Annotated in this window: 14 protein-coding genes; 10 read left to right on the top strand and 4 right to left on the bottom strand. The window is 49.9% G+C overall.

Annotation, left to right across the window (positions count from 1 at the left end):
- Positions 1 to 106: 106 nt before the first annotated feature.
- Positions 107 to 1,048 (bottom strand): NADP-dependent oxidoreductase, encoded by a 942-nt coding sequence (locus tag F4V51_RS05005; protein WP_153977113.1) that lies wholly within the window; start codon positions 1,046 to 1,048, stop codon positions 107 to 109.
- A gap of 30 nt (positions 1,049 to 1,078) precedes the next feature.
- The gene (locus F4V51_RS05010; protein ID WP_153977114.1) at positions 1,079 to 1,573 is read right to left on the bottom strand and encodes a MarR family winged helix-turn-helix transcriptional regulator; all 495 of its coding nucleotides are present in this window, start codon (positions 1,571 to 1,573) and stop codon (positions 1,079 to 1,081) included.
- Between the two features lie 343 nt (positions 1,574 to 1,916).
- Here F4V51_RS05010 and F4V51_RS05015 point away from each other — a divergent pair, with 343 nt between their 5' ends.
- The 6 genes from F4V51_RS05015 (at position 1,917) to F4V51_RS05040 (ending at position 9,371) form a co-directional block, all read left to right on the top strand.
- Complete coding sequence (locus F4V51_RS05015; RefSeq protein WP_153977115.1) at positions 1,917 to 3,605, top strand: methyl-accepting chemotaxis protein; 1,689 nt, start codon at positions 1,917 to 1,919, stop codon at positions 3,603 to 3,605.
- Positions 3,606 to 3,795: 190 nt separating this feature from the next.
- Complete coding sequence (locus tag F4V51_RS05020; protein ID WP_153977116.1) at positions 3,796 to 5,607, top strand: ABC transporter substrate-binding protein; 1,812 nt, start codon at positions 3,796 to 3,798, stop codon at positions 5,605 to 5,607.
- Positions 5,608 to 5,678: 71 nt separating this feature from the next.
- A complete protein-coding gene (locus tag F4V51_RS05025) occupies positions 5,679 to 6,689 on the top strand; it encodes an ABC transporter permease (RefSeq protein WP_095288759.1) in 1,011 nt (336 codons plus the stop codon).
- Position 6,690: 1 nt separating this feature from the next.
- A complete protein-coding gene (locus tag F4V51_RS05030) occupies positions 6,691 to 7,527 on the top strand; it encodes an ABC transporter permease (protein ID WP_095288760.1) in 837 nt (278 codons plus the stop codon).
- A 4-nt stretch (positions 7,528 to 7,531) separates the two neighbouring features.
- Positions 7,532 to 8,548: an ABC transporter ATP-binding protein gene (locus F4V51_RS05035; RefSeq protein ID WP_095288761.1), complete on the top strand. Its 1,017-nt coding sequence runs from the start codon at positions 7,532 to 7,534 to the stop codon at positions 8,546 to 8,548.
- A 22-nt stretch (positions 8,549 to 8,570) separates the two neighbouring features.
- Positions 8,571 to 9,371, top strand: coding sequence for an ABC transporter ATP-binding protein (locus F4V51_RS05040; RefSeq protein WP_153977117.1), 801 nt, complete (start codon positions 8,571 to 8,573; stop codon positions 9,369 to 9,371).
- A gap of 274 nt (positions 9,372 to 9,645) precedes the next feature.
- Here F4V51_RS05040 and F4V51_RS05045 read toward each other — a convergent pair whose 3' ends face one another.
- Both F4V51_RS05045 and F4V51_RS05050 read right to left on the bottom strand, forming a co-directional pair.
- A complete protein-coding gene (locus F4V51_RS05045) occupies positions 9,646 to 9,918 on the bottom strand; it encodes an HU family DNA-binding protein (RefSeq protein ID WP_153980568.1) in 273 nt (90 codons plus the stop codon).
- 110 nt (positions 9,919 to 10,028) lie between these two features.
- On the bottom strand, positions 10,029 to 10,229 hold the full coding sequence (locus tag F4V51_RS05050) for a cold-shock protein (RefSeq protein WP_095288763.1): 201 nt from the start codon (positions 10,227 to 10,229) through the stop codon (positions 10,029 to 10,031).
- A gap of 169 nt (positions 10,230 to 10,398) precedes the next feature.
- On the opposite strand from F4V51_RS05050, the gene F4V51_RS05055 reads away from it, so the two are divergent.
- From F4V51_RS05055 to F4V51_RS05070, 4 genes are all read left to right on the top strand, one after another.
- On the top strand, positions 10,399 to 11,316 hold the full coding sequence (locus tag F4V51_RS05055) for a tyrosine-type recombinase/integrase (protein WP_153977118.1): 918 nt from the start codon (positions 10,399 to 10,401) through the stop codon (positions 11,314 to 11,316).
- A gap of 300 nt (positions 11,317 to 11,616) precedes the next feature.
- Complete coding sequence (locus F4V51_RS05060) at positions 11,617 to 13,341, top strand: response regulator (protein ID WP_153977119.1); 1,725 nt, start codon at positions 11,617 to 11,619, stop codon at positions 13,339 to 13,341.
- Complete coding sequence (locus F4V51_RS05065; RefSeq protein WP_153977120.1) at positions 13,338 to 15,155, top strand: cache domain-containing sensor histidine kinase; 1,818 nt, start codon at positions 13,338 to 13,340, stop codon at positions 15,153 to 15,155. Before F4V51_RS05060 ends, F4V51_RS05065 begins: the two co-directional genes overlap by 4 nt.
- The gene (locus F4V51_RS05070; protein WP_162009897.1) at positions 15,142 to 16,299 is read left to right on the top strand and encodes a substrate-binding domain-containing protein; all 1,158 of its coding nucleotides are present in this window, start codon (positions 15,142 to 15,144) and stop codon (positions 16,297 to 16,299) included. Before F4V51_RS05065 ends, F4V51_RS05070 begins: the two co-directional genes overlap by 14 nt.
- The last annotated feature ends 53 nt before the right edge of the window (positions 16,300 to 16,352 follow it).

The raw sequence follows: 16,352 nt of genomic DNA on the forward strand, positions 1-16,352 counted from the left end.
AAAAGAGGGGTTCGATGATAACATCGAATCCCTCTTTGTTTTATTGTGGGATTAACCGGTTTGCAAAACGGAATGGCAGATAGAACTAGTCTCACTGAAGCAATGATCACATGGAGCGGACATCCAGCAAAATGCGTCCTCGGCCACGTCTGGCTTCACTCTTGGCATGAGCCTGATCCGCGTCACGCAGAGGGAAAATGGAGTCAACTTCTGAACGAAGGGTACCGTCTGCCATAAGCTTGGCAATGATCGTCAAATCCTCTGAAGTCGGGAATTTTGAATTGAACTTGGCTGTTACTCCGTATTGTTCTGCTTTGTCGCGGGAGGGGAGTTGAGTTAAAGAAACCAGCTTGCCACCGCGTTTCAGTACACCCCAAGAACGATCTTCATTATCTCCGCCAACCGTTTCTACAACGAGATCCACGTTGCGGACCAGCTCTTCAAACGCGGCTGTTTTGTAATCGATGACCTGATCAGCACCCAAGGAGGATACAAAATCCACATTGCTTCCAGAAGCCGTAGCAATGACATGGGCACCTTTCCATTTGGCGAGCTGTACAGCATATTGTCCGACACCGCCCGCAGCAGCATGGATCAGAACAGTTTGCCCGGATTCCAGCTCTCCTTCCGTGAACAAGGCCTTCCATGCAGCCTCGGCTCCACCTTTAATGGTTGCTGCTTCCTCGAAACTTAGTCCGTCTGGCATATGTACCAGATCCTGAGCAGGAGCAATGCCGAACTCTGCGTAGCTTCCCTTCACATTGCCAAACACACGATCTCCTGGCTGGAAATCCTGGACACCCTCACCTACGGATTCAACAATGCCTGCCATGGCTGTGCCCGGTGTATACGGCAGACTTTTGACAAACACGTCCTGCAGCCAGCCATTACGAATTTTCCAATCCAGCGGAATGGCTCCGGCATATTGAATACGTACCAGTACTTCTCCCGCCGCAGGTTCGGGCCGAGTTACTTCCTGTTCAAATTGCAATGTTTCCGGACCACCGTATTGATGAACTTGGATCGCTTTCATTTTGAATGTAGACATGTTATTCGCTCCAATCGTTTAGGGGATTTTTTAGGATAAGGATGAATCAATATGTGAAGCAATTTTCTGTGATAGAGACAGCAGTAAGTTCTTTTCTTCATCTGAGAGGACTGCGGTAGTGATCTGCTCAACCCGGCTCCAGGCAGAGTTCACTTGATCCTCCAGGGCGCGTCCTGCTTCCGTCAGGGAGACAATGGTGACCCGTCCATCTTCTTTGGAGCGACTGCGAGTAACGAGACCTGCACTTTCCAGGCGGCGAACGGACTTGGCTACGGTTGAATGATCCAGACGGAGTGTACGACCCAGCGAATTCTGGGATTGATGGTCCTGTGCGAACAGCTGCATCAACATGATTTCTTGACCAGGAAACAATCCTGTATCCCGAATCAATTGAGCAGCCAGCCCTTTATGCGAGCGTGCAAGAGCAAAAATACCAAAGCTGACCGGATAATGCTCAGCGCTGAATTCATCGTTAGCTGAACTAAGGAAAGGGTGATCTTTATTCGAAGCATCTTTTGATGTCATGGTATCCTCAACTTTCTCATTTATGTTGTCGGCAACATAAATATATCATCAATTTATGTGGCTGGCAACATATTATTTGGTTTTTTTATCCTTATACGAATTCAGACATATCTTGTTGGACTTGCGGGGCATCAGAATTTCCAAACGGAAGGACATTCGCACATGATTACGGAAAACACGGAAATGTTTTGGTTTTTTTCATTGAAAATTGTGATAAATATCACTGAAAACTTATAAATAATGTGAATGTGCCTACCGATAACTCTATATGTGATTATCGAAATCGATTCGAAATTCGGTTCGGAATCACCTCAATTACTTAGGGAAATGGGTGGCTCAACACATGCGAGGCATGAGCATCGGTACCAAAATCAGTTTGATCGTTATCAGCATATTTATCGTATTTTCCTCAGCCGTGGCGGTAAGCGTAATTCTGGAAATGAGACAGGGGATTACGACATTTGCAACGGAAAAGGCGAAGCGGGATTTGGAGATGGCGGATCGAATTATTACATACAAACACCCCGGCGACTGGGCCATCAAGGATGGCGAGCTTTACAAAGGCGAAACCGCAATGGAGGGCAACTTCGAACTTGTGGATGAGATCGGTGAGGCATCGGGAGATACCGTTACCATCTTTCGCGGGGAAGAGCGCGTGGCAACCAATGTGATGATGGATGGAGAACGTGCTGTCGGAACAAAAGTATCGGAACAGGTTGCCCAGGCTGTGTTGCAGCAGGGAGATAAATTCTACGGTGAGGCCGTTGTCGTTGGACAGAATGTACAGACGGCATATCAGCCGATCAAGGATGTAACCGGGGAAATCATCGGAATACTCTATGTAGGGGCATCTCAATCGCTGATTGATGTCATTATTTCTTCATTTCTGAAGACATTTCTGATCGTATTTTTGCTCGCGATGGGGGTAGCAATTACAGCCATTATCCTGTATGTCCGCAAAGTGAAATTAAGGATCGAACGGGTGTCTATGGCCATCAAGCGTGCAGGCACGGGGGACTTCACTGAGCCGGTCGTCGATCACGTCCAGGACGAGATTGGCATGCTTGGTGCCGGATACAACGAGATGAGAAGCAGCCTGCAGCTGATTATTCAGGGTGGTCTTCAAGCAGGGGAGAAAGCTAAACATTCGACCGGAATACTCTTGACCATTGCGGAACGCACAGCACAAGAATCCGAACAAATTGCTTTGTCCGTGGAACAGGTGGCTAGAGGGGCAGAGAGCCAGACCATCAGTACCGAAGAGAACCTGCAGGCCATGGAAGAGGTGGCCATTGGAGTGCAGCGGATGGCAGACAAGGCCTCCAGCATCTCGGAATCTGCCCTGTACTCCCGGAAGCAAGCGGAAACCGGAGGGGAAGCGGTGCAGCTGACGGTTCAGCAAATGTCGACGATTGAATCTTCCGTTACTACAACGGATGAAGTCATACGTACGCTTGAAGTGAAGTCTGCACAGATTAGCCAGATGGTTACCACCATTCATGAGATTGCGAATCAAACGAATCTGCTCGCTCTTAATGCATCCATTGAAGCAGCCAGAGCAGGGGAGCATGGCAGAGGCTTTGCCGTTGTGTCTACCGAGGTTCGCAAATTGGCTGAACAGGCCGGGGACTCCTCGAGCCGCATTGAGGAACTGGTCAAAGCCATGGAGCAGGACATGCTTTTGTCCCTATCAGCCATGTCTCGAGTGAAGGATGAAGTGCAGGAAGGGCTGCGCTTGACTCGTGTAACGGAACAAAACTTCAGCCTGATCCGGGATACAAACGTAAGGATCGCAACGGAAATTGAGGACATGGCAGCGACAAGTGAGGAGATGTCTGCCGGCGTGGAACAGATCGTTGCTTCCGTGCATGAGATTGCACGCCATGCGCAGACGGCCAGTGCCAATTCACAGCAGGCTGCCGGTTCGGTTCATGAACAGCTCAAGTCGGTGGAACAGATTAAGGCGTCTGCGGCGGTGCTGTCCGATGTTTCCTCAGAGCTTCAGACATCGCTCAGCCCGTTTAAGATCTAACCAATTTGGTCATCTTAGCAAAAACCAACTTCGCAATTCCGAAGTTGGTTTTCGTCTTTTTTGGGACGACTGCCCAAAATAATGTCTCGACATTGAGGAAAGAGGTGGAATGTTTCATGTGATATATCTCATAGAATATCGTTAAGTAAGCGCTTCCAAATACCAATATGAATTCACGGAGGGGTTCAGGATGCGAGTCAAGAGTGCTGCAAAACCGCTCATCGCCCTGTTATTGTCGGCTGCTCTATTGGCCGGATGCCAAAGTGTTCAGCCACCGTCGGTAAGTGAACCGCAAGGAACGGTAGATCCACCTGCTGCAACGACCCAAAATGAACCGGCACCACAAACCAATCAGGAGACTCCGCGCAACGAGACGCTGTATGTCAATGGATTGCAGTGGGGACCTCCCACCAACTTCAATCTGCTCAGCGGCAATCCCGCCTTCCCTGTGAATTACGGAAACTCCAGGGAACTCCTGTATGAGACCTTATTTATGGTGAACCAGCTGGATGGAGCACTTGAGCCGCTGCTCGGCAAGTCATATGAATGGACGGATGATACGACACTGCGGATTGAGCTGAACGCAGATGCGAAGTGGAGTGACGGCACGGCTTTTACCGCAGATGATGTGGTGTACACCTATGAACTGGGCAAAAAATACGACATTAACTGGAGCAGTTTCTGGACCTACATTCAGGAAGTGAAAGCAGACGGAGCCCAGTCCGTGGAAATCAAGCTGAACCCTGATAATCCCAACAAACTGACCGTCCTGGATAGCATTGAGTTAATCCCGATGCTGCCGAAGCATATCTGGGAAGAGATTGAGAAGAAAAATAATAATGATCTGACAGCGATCCGCAAAGAAATCAACGATAATCCGGTGGGCACCGGAGCTTACAAGCTGCACTTCTACAATGATCAGAAAATTACCGTTATTCGCGACGACAACTACTGGGGACAAAAGCTGTTCGGCAAGCTGCCGGCACCGAAGTATATCACCCATGTAATCTACAAGGATAATGCGGCAGGGGATTTGGCTTTCAAGAGTGGGCAAGTGGACGTCTCCCAACAGTTTATCCCGCAGGTGTGGAAAATGTGGGAAGGCGGCGCTCCGGTCAAAACCTATCTGAAAGATGCTCCTTACTATCTCCCGGGTTCCATGCCGAGCATCTTCTTCAATCTCTCCAAAGCCGGACTGGATAACGCAGATGTCCGCCGGGCCATTGCCATGAGCATCAACTATGACAAGATCTCCGAACTGGCAATGAGCGGTTATTCTGCACCGATGCAGCCTTCGCTGACCTTGAACTCGGATGCCGAGTCCAAATATATTGATCAGAATGCAATCAAGTCTCTGCAGTGGACCACCGATGTGGAAGGGGCCAATGCGCTGCTTGATTCGATTGGGGCTGCCAAAGGCAAAGATGGCATTCGTGTACTGAATGGTACCCGTCTCGGACCGTTTGAAATTGAGTGTCCATACGGCTGGTCTGACTGGAATGCGGCGCTGGAGATTGTTGCACAGAGCGCCAAAGCAATCGGCATTGAGATTCGAACCAAATTCCCGGAATCCCCGGTATGGACCAATGATCTGCAGACCGGCAAATTCGATATTATCATGAACACGCCAGCGGGCGGTGTGAGTCCGAGCCAGCCGTGGAACCGTGCCATGACCATCATGTATTCGAAAGGCGTTGCTCCTCTCGGCGAGATGGCATTCTGGAATTGGGGCCGTTACCAGAATGACCGTGCAGATGCAATCATTGAAGAGATTCCTTCGGTTTCTGATGAGGCGAAACTGAAATCCCTATACACCGAACTGAATACGATTTGGCTCAAAGACATTCCGTCCATTCCACTAATGTACAGACCGTGGGTGTTTGATACCGTGAATGAGTCCGTCTGGAAAGGCTTCCCGTCCGAAGGGGACGGCACCAACATTCCGCCGCAGATTTCCATGGATGGCGCAGGCATCAAGGCCCTTTACCAAATTCATAATTAGGAGATGCAAAAAGGTTCTCACCTTAGTACAAATATGGCCTTATCCGTAAAATTCGGGGGGTGCTGGATCCAATGAATGCCTACGCCAGATATGTAGCGAAAAAAGTGTTCTGGTATGGCCTGACCCTGATCATCGCCGTCGGATTGAATTTTATTCTGCCAAGACTGATTGAAGGCAACCCGGTGAGCATGATCGCTTCCAAAATGACCGCAGGCATGACTGATTCGGATTCCATCAAGCGGGTGTATGAGACATTTACCGTTGAATTTGGTATTGATCAGCCCCTGTGGACCCAGTTTGGCATTTATCTGAAAAATCTCTTCACAGGCAATCTCGGCACGTCCTTCGGATTATATCCGAAGCCTGTAACGGACATTCTGGCCTCCGCCGTCCCTTGGACGGTGGGGCTTCAGCTCCCAGCTATCCTGGTGGGCTGGTTGATCGGCAATTTGCTCGGTGCCATCGCGGCATACCGGAAAGGTGTTTTTGATAAAGTGCTGTTTCCTGTAGCGCTGTTTATCAATTCCATTCCTTTTTTCACTCTGGCTATTATTATGCTGTATGTCTTTGCTTTAACACTGAAATGGTTTCCGCTGTCCGGTGGATACGACTTCCAGATGGTGCCCCAGCTAAGCTTCGACTTTATCATGTCGGTTATACGCCACCATACCTTGCCGTTCCTGTCCATTGTGCTCGTGACCATTGGCGGTCAGGCCATTGGCATGCGGGAGATGTCCATCTATGAGCTGAATTCGGACTATGTGCTGTACAGTAAACTGCTTGGTATTCGGGACGGCCGCATTGCCCGTTATGTGTTCCGCAACGCCATGCTGCCGCAGATCACGGGACTGGCGCTCTCCATTGGCACCATGGTTGGCGGATCACTGATCTGTGAAATTGTGTTCAGTTATCCGGGCATTGGCACCTGGCTGTTCACGGCCATACGTCAGCTTGACTATCCGCTCATTTCAGGATGTACACTGCTGATTGCCGTTGCCGTGCTGCTGGCCAATTTCACGATTGATGTAATCTATGGCTTCATTGATCCGCGCATTAAGGCTGCTCAGATGGAGGAACAATGACATGAAGCATTCGATCTCTATTTTGCTGAAGTCGCCCAAGTTTATGATCGGTGCGGTGACTTTTGTAGGCATGCTGCTGCTTGTTACCATCTATCCGCTCATTAATCGCAGTGATCCGCTGGAGATGATTGCGATGGCGTTCCAGCCTCCGGGGGATGGATTGCTGCTGGGATCAGACAACTTTGGGCGTGATATCTTTCTGGAATTGATGTATGGCATTCAGACATCCATACGGGTGGGGCTGATAGCGGGCGTTTTTGCAACGGTCATAGGTCTGATTATGGGCTTGGTATCCGGATATATCGGAGGTATGCTGGACAATTTCCTGACTGCGGTTACGAATATTTTCATCGTGATTCCGTCATTTATCATTTTGATTCTGATCTCGGTCAGTATCGATTCCCGCAGTTCGCTCGTAACGGCCATCATTATTGGCATCACGAGCTGGCCCTGGACAGCCAGGGCAGTACGTGCACAGACAACATCCCTGCGGAGCCGGGATCATGTGCATATCGCGAAAATTTCGGGACATAGCACACCGCGTATCATCATCCATGAGATTTTGCCGTATATCGCGTCCTATGTCGTCATGGCCTTTGTGCTTCAGACCGCCTCGGGCATTCTGTCCGAAGCCTCCATCTCGATGCTGGGGCTCGGTCCGTATAATACGATATCACTCGGCATTCTAATGAACTGGGCACTGGTATTTGAAGCTCCGGTAGCAGGAGCATGGTGGGCATTCATTCCTGCGGCCATGGCCATTGCCGTCATTACGTTCTCGCTCTATCTGATGAATACAGGCATGGACGAAATCTTTAATCCGAAAATAAGGAGCTAAGACCATGGACCAACCTATACTTCAGGTCAGCGGCCTCAAAACCTATTACCGTACCCGGCTCAAAGAGAATGTTTATGCGGTGGACGGGGTGGAGTTTGGACTGAAAGAAGGGCAGACGCTAGGCATTGCGGGGGAGTCCGGCTGCGGCAAGTCAACACTGGCACTCAGCCTGATGGGCTTCTATTTCCCTCCCCTACATTATGGCAGTGGTTCGATCCGGATCAATGGCACGGACATCATGCAGCTGAACAAGGAGCAGCTGCGCTCCCGCATTCTCGGAAAGGAAATTGCCTATATTCCGCAAGCTGCTATGAATGCACTTAATCCAACGCTGCGCATTATCCGTTTCATCGAGGATATTATGAAGGAACATCGTCCGGAGATGAAGCGTCAGGAAGTGCGGAGGATGGCAGCCGAGCGTTTCCAATCGCTGAATCTGTCGCCGGATGTGCTGGATATGTATCCGAATGAATTGTCCGGTGGCATGAAGCAGCGAACCGTCATTGCCATCTCAACCATCTTGAATCCCAAAGTGCTCATTGCGGATGAACCGACTTCCGCTCTGGATGTGACATCACAGAAGGCGGTCATCCGTCTGCTGAAGGATTTGCTGAAACGCGAAGTGATCAAGTCCCTGGTGTTTATCACCCATGAGCTGCCGCTTCTGTATCATGTCACGGATGAGATTATGGTCATGTATGCCGGCGAAATTGTAGAACGGGGAACGGCGGACCAGATGATCTTCAATCCACTGCATCCATACACCCGTAAGCTGATGGGGTCCATCATTGTGCCGGAAGAAGGGATGAAGGAACATAAGCTTGCAGCGATACCTGGCGCTCCGCCCAATCTGAAGCATGTGCCTGAAGGCTGTAGATTCGCAGAGCGCTGCACGCTGGTTACAGACGAATGTCGTCAGGGCAAGATTGAGAATATCCAAGTGCAAGAACGGATCTATCGCTGCCTGCTGACACCGGAAATCCTGGAGCAGATCAGGAAAGAAGAGCAGCTTGATTCATGACTCCCGGAAGGAGTGAACCCGCATGGCGATGGGCAAGGTACTGATCAGCGGCCGTCATCTGACGAAGGTATACGGTACAGGCAACCGTAAAAAGGCGGCGGTAGACGATGTCAGCTTTGATTTTCACGAAGGCGAGATTATTTCGATTGTTGGAGAGAGCGGCAGTGGCAAGACCACGCTTGCGAAGATGATTATGGGCCTGCTTAAGGAAACGAGTGGGACCATTGAATATAACGGAAAACCGAGGCAGCTTGGACGATATCGTGAACGCAAAGCCTATTGGAAGGATATCCAGGCGATTTTCCAGGATCCGTTTTCCTCGTTCAATGTTTTTCACCGGGTAGAGAAGCTGCTCGTGGATTGCATTAAATTGCAAGGCTTGAAGCTCAGCCAGGATGAGGCGTACATCAAAATGAAGGAAGCATGTTCCTTCGTAAACCTGAAGTTTGAGGAGTTGTACAACAAATATCCGTTCGAGCTGTCCGGTGGACAGATGCAGCGGTTAATGATTGCGAGAATTTTCATGCTGCACCCGAAAGTGCTGATCGCCGATGAGCCTACTTCCATGGTAGATGCCTGTTCGCGCTCCACCATTCTGGATATGCTGCTCAAGCTGCGTGATGAGAACCGGATGACCATTGTGTTTATTACCCATGATGTGGGTCTCGCCTATTATGTGAGCGATACGATCTGCATTATGGAACACGGGCGGATGGTGGAGGCAGGAAAAGCAGAGGAAGTCATTCACCATGCGGAGCATCCCTATACAAGGCAGTTGATTAATGATGTCCCCAAGATACACTCCCCCTGGGTGTTGGAGTAAACATAAATCAAGCCCTGGACCGTTTATAAGCGGAGCAGGGCTTTTTGTTGTCCAATATGAAAGGGTCTATTAGCGAGTGGGTGATGATGAAGTGTGTTCAGACTCTGCTGAAGGGGCTGTTGAATGGGTGTGATCCTTTGCGTTATCCTGGTTGGTCTTCTTGTCGGAATAATAGTTAAGAATGTCATCAACCGTTGAAAATGTCGCATTTGCATTATAATTATTGTTGTTCGTTTGAATAAAAACCTTCTTTCCGATACTGTGGTGTGCTGCCTTAATTCAAAGCTTCTTTCATCATCAATCCTGCCGTGAATACAGGGACTTTCCCTGCCGGAAGCTGAATTTCCTTGCCGGTTCTCCGACTTTTGCCCATACGTGCTTCACGCGTTTGCACCTCAAATTTTCCGAATCCGACAAGCTGAACGTCTTGGCCATCTTTTAAGGCCTCTAGAATTGAATCAAGGACGACAGTTACGGCCTTGTCTGCATTCTTTTTGGAGAACCCGCCAGCTTTGGCTACTTCGGCTATCAATTGTTCCTTATCCATCATAATCCCTCGCTTTGTATGATTTTGGCGTTCGGGTCAGTCTGCTAATCCAAATAGAAAGGGAAGAGTATAAAAACAAAAAGCTGCCTGTAAAGGCAGCTTGGATATTATTAGATGACTGTAACGTTCTCAGCTTGTGGTCCCCGGTTACCTTGGGTTACTTCGAATTGAACGCGTTGTCCTTCATCCAATGTTTTGAAACCGTCACTTTGGATTGCGCTGAAATGAACGAAAACGTCATTTCCTTCTTCAATTTCGATAAAACCGAACCCTTTGTCCGCGTTGAACCATTTCACTGTACCTGTTTGCATGTGATTCCTCCAAAAAATAAGTTTTTAAGCGACCATTTTGATAAGAGTTAATGAGAAATTAATGCTTATCAGGTGCATTTAAACCACAGACTTGATGTCCGCTAATGTATCGATTAATATGATAATACCATGTCCGCTAATATAAGTCAAGATTTGGAGGTTTTTTCTAATGGATAAGGTTTCTGGTGTGCCGGTGCATGGGGAAATGGTTGTTCAGGAATTCATACATAAGCTTACCATTCAGGCTAAATTGACTCCCAAAACATTAAGGGAATATGCGAGTGATCTGAAACATTTTCTAGAATGGTGCAAAGCTAATACGGCATTTGGAGATAAGGATATCCGGATTGAAAACATGGATCTGTCCACATTAATGAGCTACCGTGATTATTCGCAGAACGTTTTGCAGCTGAAGCCAGCTACGATTAACCGCAGACTGATTACACTGAAGCGTTTATTCAAATGGGCTGCAGCAGAGTCCAAAATTAGCAGTGATCCTTCCAAACCATTAAAGTTTATCCCCGAAGACAAGGTGAGCCCTCGCCGAATGACAGCCAGAGAAGAAGAAGCTTTCCTCTCTGCGGTCGAACAGGGGAATTCCCTGCGGGATCAGACCATCTTGATCTTGATGTTTCATACGGGGCTGCGGACGATGGAGGTATGCAATCTGGAGCCAATCGATATCGAACTGGGCAAGCGAAGCGGGCAGCTTACAGTGCGGGCCGATAAACGAAACGGACAACGAAGAATTCCGCTGGATACGGTGTGTGTTACGATGTTGAGAAAGTATATGGAAAGTCTGAGTCCAGGTAGCCCTTACCTGTTCCCTTCGGAGAAGACTAACGATCGTTTGACCGAAAGGGCGCTTCGCCATTTGATTAAAAAAGTAATGACCGCAGCCGGATTGGAAGGACTAAGTTCACATGATCTGCGTCATCGGTTTGGCTATGCCATGGCTGAGCGTGTTCCACTCCATCGTCTGGCTGAAATGATGGGACATACGAATCCAGATCGAACAATGATATATGTAAAAGGGTTAAATGCCAGTCCCGTCGAGCAGGAGAAGGAAACTCATCACTTGGATTGAATAAAAGATATAAAGGCGTCTAGTGTATCTGCAATTAAATTGCGTTGATCCTGGACTTTATACGATAGCCCTGATCTGCTGTTGAGCGGGTCAGGGCTTATTGATGATCTGCGCACCGCTTTCAAGCCATCTGCTCTTTCCGTCTTCATATAATCGTTTCTGATGCTATTTTCTCCTCCCAAAAGTAAGCGGTTACACAAATGAAATAATATTGTATAGTATGATGGCAACCTTGGATCAAAACGACATATACATGAGGCATCTTGCATGATTTCAAAGAGCTGGGGGAGGAATTCGGACGTGTACCGGGTATTGCTGGTGGATGATGAAGAAGACGTACGCGAAGGATTAGTCATAGAGGTAGATTGGGAGGCCCTGGATCTGCGAATCGTCGGATTGGCAGAGAATGGCCGTGAAGCGCTGGAGATGGCCGAGAGAGTTGAGCCCGATATCGTGGTAACCGACATCAGCATGCCGTTTATGGATGGACTGGAACTTGCGCGAAGGCTGCGGGAACGCAACCCGCTCGTGAAGGTTGTCATTTTGACAGGGTATGATGAATTTGATTATGCCAGGCAGGCGGTCTCACTGAGTGTGGATGAATATTTGTTGAAGCCGTTCTCAGCCGGGCATCTGACCGAACTGCTTACACGTCTGCGAGCGCAGATGGCATCTGAGGTGGCAGAACGCGAAGACGTTCAGCAGCTGCGGGATCATTATTATACAAGCTTGCCGCTGGTGCAGGCTGATCTGATGGCTACGCTGCTGCATCGGCAGAAATCGCCGGCGTATATTCACGACAAAGCCAAACAGTGCGGTCTGGACCTCAACGGTGAGCATTATGGGGTGTCCGTTCTGACGCTGCACATGGAGGGTGACGGGAAGAAGAATGGCCATCAAGTGGGAGCGAATACTCAGGCATCGGTTAAGGCAGACAACGTATCGGAGAATAAGGGTAACCACGGTTCCGGGGGATCACTGCGTCACTCCGAGGATGCGGAACTGAAGCAGTTCGCTGCACTTAACATTGCCGAAGAGGTATGGAAGGAACACGGAGCAGGACATGCTTTTATGCACCAGGAAGCCATTGTTCTGCTTTTTATTGATCGCTGGGGACAGGGCGAAGGGGAGAAACGTCAGCAGCAGGCCCTTGAAAATGTCATCCGCAGCATTAATCACTACTTGCGCATCCCGGCCACCGTGGGTTCTGGATCCATGGTCGATACCCTCTCGGATGTGAAACACGCTTATGAGGATGCATTATTGGCGCTCGACTACAGACTGGTGCCGGGGACCGATTCGCTGATCTATATTGCAGACGTGGAGCGGCAGACTGCAGGCAAGCTGCGTTTTGACGAGCTGAAGCAGCAGACGCTGACCCGTACGCTCAAGGCAGGAACCAGAACGGAGCTTGAAGATGCACTGGATATCATTTTCCGGGAAATTACGGTCGAGCATGGTCGGGGGGACATCCAGTTGTACCTGATTGAGGTGTTGACGACGGTATGGAAGGCCGCGCAGGCATCGGGTGAGGACATGGAGGATATCTTCGGTTCCGGTTTCCAATTGTATGCGGATATGTTCCGATTGCCGGGACTGTCTGAAGCACAGGACAAAGTGAGGGAGGTCTGCGTGCTCGTACAGCACCGGATTGCCAGCGGGCGCCAGCATGTATACAAGGATATTGTGGAGCAGGCGCTGCGGTTTACGAAGGAACATTACGCCGATCCCGATCTGTCCATACAGAAGGTATGCGGATATCTGCATATCAGTTCTGGTTATTTTTGCGGCATTTTCAAAAAAGAAGTGCAGCTTACCTTCCTGCAATATTTGATGCAGATCCGTATGGAGGCGGCCAAGGAACTGCTTCGCTCCACGGAGCTGAAGTCGTTTGAGATCGCGGAACGGGTAGGCTTCGCCGAACCGAATTATTTCAGTTTTTGCTTCAAGAAACATATCGGCGTCTCTCCCAAAGAATATCGCAAGCAGTTCGCGCTGACAACGCGTGAAGGTGCAGAACGATGAGAACGTTAGCCGGATGGATAGGCCAGTTATGGCTCCGGCTGCGTTTCCGTCTTCGATCCTCGAAGGTCAGCAGTATTCGGTCGATTATCACGTGGTCCTTTTCCATCTTCATTGTACTTGTGCTCACCATCATGGCCCTGCTTCTGCATGACAAATTCACACAGGCTGCCGAACGAAGCGCTGAACTGACAACGAGGCAGATCGTCGATCAGGTCAGCTACAACCTGGAGGACTATGTCCGGAGCATGTCGCATCTGTACAGAGCCATCGAGGAGCATATGCTGCGGGACGGAACCTGGGAAGGAGAACAGGTGGACAAACAGCTGGATACCCTGCTCAGCAGCCGGGAGGACATTATCTCCATTACACTGCTCGACTCCAAGGGCGAACTGCTCAAGAACAGACCTTCCGCCGAGCTAAAATCAAGCGCCCATGTGACACAGCAAGGGTGGTTTCAATCTGCGCTCAGAGTGCCGGACCACCTTAGCTTTTCACTGCCTCATATTCAGAACATGTACTCAGGCCCCTATAAGTGGGTCGTATCGATGAGCAAAGGCATTACTGTACGGCAAAATGGTCAGGATCGACAGGTCATTCTGCTGGTGGATATCAATTTCAAACAGATGGATGAACTGAGCCGCCGGGTCAGTCTGGGGCAGCGGGGATATGTCTACATCATCGACGAGAGCGCAGGCAACATTGTTTATCATCCGCAGCAGCAGCTGATGTACATGGGACTCAAAAGCGAAAATATCGAACAGGCCCTGGTGGCGACAGGCAGTTATGAAGATGAGGCGGATGGACAGAAAAGACTGAATACCGTGAAGTCTGTAGCCAATATCGGATGGAAAATTGTCGGTGTGGCCTACCTGGATGAAATCATGACAACCCGGCAGGAGGTCAATGGCTATCTTGTTCGGGTACTGCTGGTTGTGTTAATACTCGTTATTCTCGTGTCCATGCTGCTCTCTTCCAGTCTGACACGTCCAATTCGGCGGATGGAGCGGAAGATGAAAGCCGTGGAGAGAGGGGACTTCAATGTTGAGCTGCCTGTTCAGGGACCGCTTGAAGTGGAGCGGCTATCCCGTCGGTTTAACTTGATGGTGTACAAGATTCGTACCCTGATGAATGAGATCATCCATGAGCAGGAACAGAAACGGCGTCTCGAACTTGAAGCATTGCAGGCCCAGATTAATCCTCATTTTCTCTACAATACATTGAACTCTGTCGTGCGCATGGTGGGCATGAGTCGCAATGAAGAAGTGATCACCATGATCACATCGCTTTCACGCCTATTTCGCATAAGTCTCAGCCAAGGGAAAACCATTATTACTGTCCGCGAAGAGCTGGAGCATGCGCACCATTACCTGACCATTCAGCAGATGCGGTTCAAGCGCAAATTCCGGTTCAGCCTGGATGCAGATGAGGATACACTCGAATGTCTGACACTGAAGCTGGTTCTTCAGCCGTTAATTGAGAATGCCATCGTGCATGGGATTGAGTATCACACGGATGAAGGCTGCATTGAGATCCGCGTCTATCGGGAGAGCGGCCAGCTGGTATTCCGCATCACGGATAATGGTGTCGGCATGACGGAGGAGCAGGTGGCAGGACTGCTTCAGGGCAGTCCCATCGTGAAGAGTGGTGCTGGATCAGGGGTAGCCGTACGCAATGTGCATGACCGGATTCAGCTCTATTACGGGGAAGGGTGCGGTCTTGAATTCGAGAGTGAGCTGGAGGAAGGAACGACGGTCTGGATTCGGATACCGGTTCAATGCGAACGGGAGGATGGCGATTATTATGATAAAAGGTAAGGAAGATAAAGCAATCATCAGCAGGATTATTAGTGCAGACTCCATCAAGAAATTCAGTCCGTCCATCCTTCGTGCACTCAGATGTATGGGGATCGCTGCGGCGGGCTGCTGTTTATTCCTGAGTACGGCATGTGGCATCTCCAATGCCGATTCGATACTACCGCCACCTCGTGTCGCTCTGATCACCCCTGCTGGGACAGGTGAACTTGCAGAAGCGATCAGGCTCGGGGCAGAAGCAGCAGCCAAGGAGCATGGAGCTGAACTGCTGACGGTGGAGGCTTTTCCATCCGAGGCGGCAACGTATGCGCCATCCAATCCCGATTCGGCGATCCACCGAGTCAGAGAGCCGCAGGAGTTGTCCGGGCAGGGCGTTTCGGCCTACAGTCAGCGCGAACAGGCACAGATCCGAGCAGCGACGCAGGCATTGCAACAGGGCGCTTCCGCTCTACTCGTTGATCCACTGAGTGAGAAGGTACTTGGCGACATTATTCAGAAGGCCCAAACGATGAATAAGAGCGGTACTAGTATTCCAGTGATTGTTCTCAACGATGAGTTTCCTGTAGAAGGGATTACGAGTGTCATATCCATGGATAATGTGGAGGCTGGGCGGCAGGCAGGTGAAGCGATGGCCGAACTTCTGGGCGGCAGAGGCAGTGTAGCCTTGCTGGGGCCCGATCCTGTGAATCCAGGGCTGATCCACCGGGAGCAGGGGGTCATGGAAGCGCTGGTCCAGTATCCGGGTATTCGGGTTGAACCCAAGTCCGTATGCAGCACACGGGAGGTTTGCTGGCAGGCAGCGAAGCAGCTGCTGGACGAGCAGCAGGTAGACGGCTTCATTGCCCTGCAGGAGCCCGCGTCTCTGGGAGCAGCGGATGAGCTGCATCGCCGCAAGTTGGAGCACCAGATCAACATTGTAGGCTTCGGGAGTGAGCAGCAGCAGCTGGAGCAGCTGCAGGAAGGGGTATTCCAGCATCTTATTGTGCAAAATGGCTTCAGCGCAGGGTATCTTGGTTTAAATCAAGCCGTGGCACGGCTCAATAATCAGCAGGTGCAGGCCAGAGTGAAGCTGGAAACGAAGCTGGTCAGTACGGACAATATGTTCTGGATGGATAACCAGAAGCTGCTGTTTCCGTTTGTTCAATGACGATGGAAGACATGAACCGAACACAGGAAGATTTCGATAAAACAGATGAAGAT

The sequence above is a fragment of the Paenibacillus xylanilyticus genome, from assembly GCF_009664365.1.
GTDB lineage: Bacteria > Bacillota > Bacilli > Paenibacillales > Paenibacillaceae > Paenibacillus > Paenibacillus xylanilyticus_A.